This is a genomic window from Bartonella sp. MU70NMGDW, assembly GCF_042194085.1.
Classification (GTDB): Bacteria; Pseudomonadota; Alphaproteobacteria; order Rhizobiales; family Rhizobiaceae; genus Bartonella; species Bartonella grahamii.
Map to the genome: position 1 here is coordinate 1 of NZ_JBHIMK010000308.1, position 1,340 is coordinate 1,340.

Sequence of the window (1,340 nt, forward strand, 5' to 3'; positions counted from 1 at the left end):
TCATAAGCTGATTTGGCATCATCAACATTGGATTGAGGAGCATAACGATTTTTTTTCAGTTCTGTTACACGTTTTAAGCTGAGTTGTGCATTGGTTGCTATGGCTGAAGCAGCGGCTTTTTGTGCTTTTGCATCATCTAAAGCACTACGAGCGGCTGTGATTTGTGCATCAATGCGTAGAAGTGTTTTTTTCTGTGTGTTAAGATGCGCTTCTGTTTGATCCAAGGCTATTTGATAATCACCATTGTCTAGGTAAAATAAAACATCGTCCTTTTTTACAACTTGGTTGGCTTTAATGGCAATTTTTTCAATATATCCATTTAATTTAGTCGCAATAGCTGCTATATCTCCTTGCACATAGGCATCTTCAGTAGCGAGTATATAACGCCATTGCGTTACCCACTTATAGCTAAACCAAATAACAAAAAGTGCAAAGATAATAAGAAGAGCCTTGATTGCTTTCTTTTGTTGCGTTTTATTGAAATTTTTGGTCGAAAAAATTGTCTCAGCTACGGACATGATTTTATACTTTCAATATTTATGTTCCACTGAGTATAATAAACCTATCGCTATAGACTAGGGTGATATACATGCAAGGACGATAAGAGCTTTTCAAACAATAAGATAATTTCCGAAACATAATGCTAAAAATATGAACTTGCAAGTTCAAGGTCTTATTTTGTTACGCATTTTTTACAAAGACCTCGTACTTCTAGGGTGCTTTTGTGGGCTTGGAAGTCAACAGCTTGAACCATCTGTTTTAAACTCGATACAATCGTTTGATTTTGTATTTCATTGACTGTACCACAGTTTTCGCAAATTATAAACGTTGTAAGTTCATGTTGACAGTTTTCAGGGTGTAAACAGACCATAAAGGCATTTACACTTTCAAGACGATGAATACACTTTAACTGTACGAGTTTTTCTAACGCACGATAAACTTGGAGGGGTGCACGAAAGCCTTCTTCGCGTAAGTGATTGAGAATCGCATAAGCACTTAAAGGCCCTTTTGCATTTTTTAAAGTGTTTAAAACCAATGTTTGGTTACGCGTCAGTTTAGATGACATTGACATCTTCCTTTTGCTCTCATGGCAAAGCATAAAGCGTGTAAGAGGTTTATGCAATGGTGATTATAGAATATGTACTCTATCTTTAGCCTTTTACATGACATCATTGTGATATGTAAGAAAAGTTGCAATCGTTGTGAGGGGATGGGTATTATAATCTGAAAGCCGCTGTTATCTAGTAAGGAACTTTTATACGCTTTTTATTTTAGTGTAATGTATTGAAATACAACCAGATGTTTATGTTATTTTATTTTAAAAAAAGTAAAAAATGATA

Annotated in this window: 2 protein-coding genes; both read right to left on the reverse strand. The window is 35.0% G+C overall.

The annotated features are described in order from the left end of the window. Positions 1-518, reverse strand: a 518-nt coding sequence (locus ACFIKE_RS10650) for an HlyD family secretion protein (protein WP_375649867.1), incomplete at its 3' end; no start/stop codon positions are given. Between the two features lie 155 nt (positions 519-673). Further along, on the reverse strand, positions 674-1,066 hold the full coding sequence (locus ACFIKE_RS10655) for a Fur family transcriptional regulator (protein WP_015856750.1): 393 nt from the start codon (positions 1,064-1,066) through the stop codon (positions 674-676). Between the last annotated feature and the right edge of the window lie 274 nt (positions 1,067-1,340).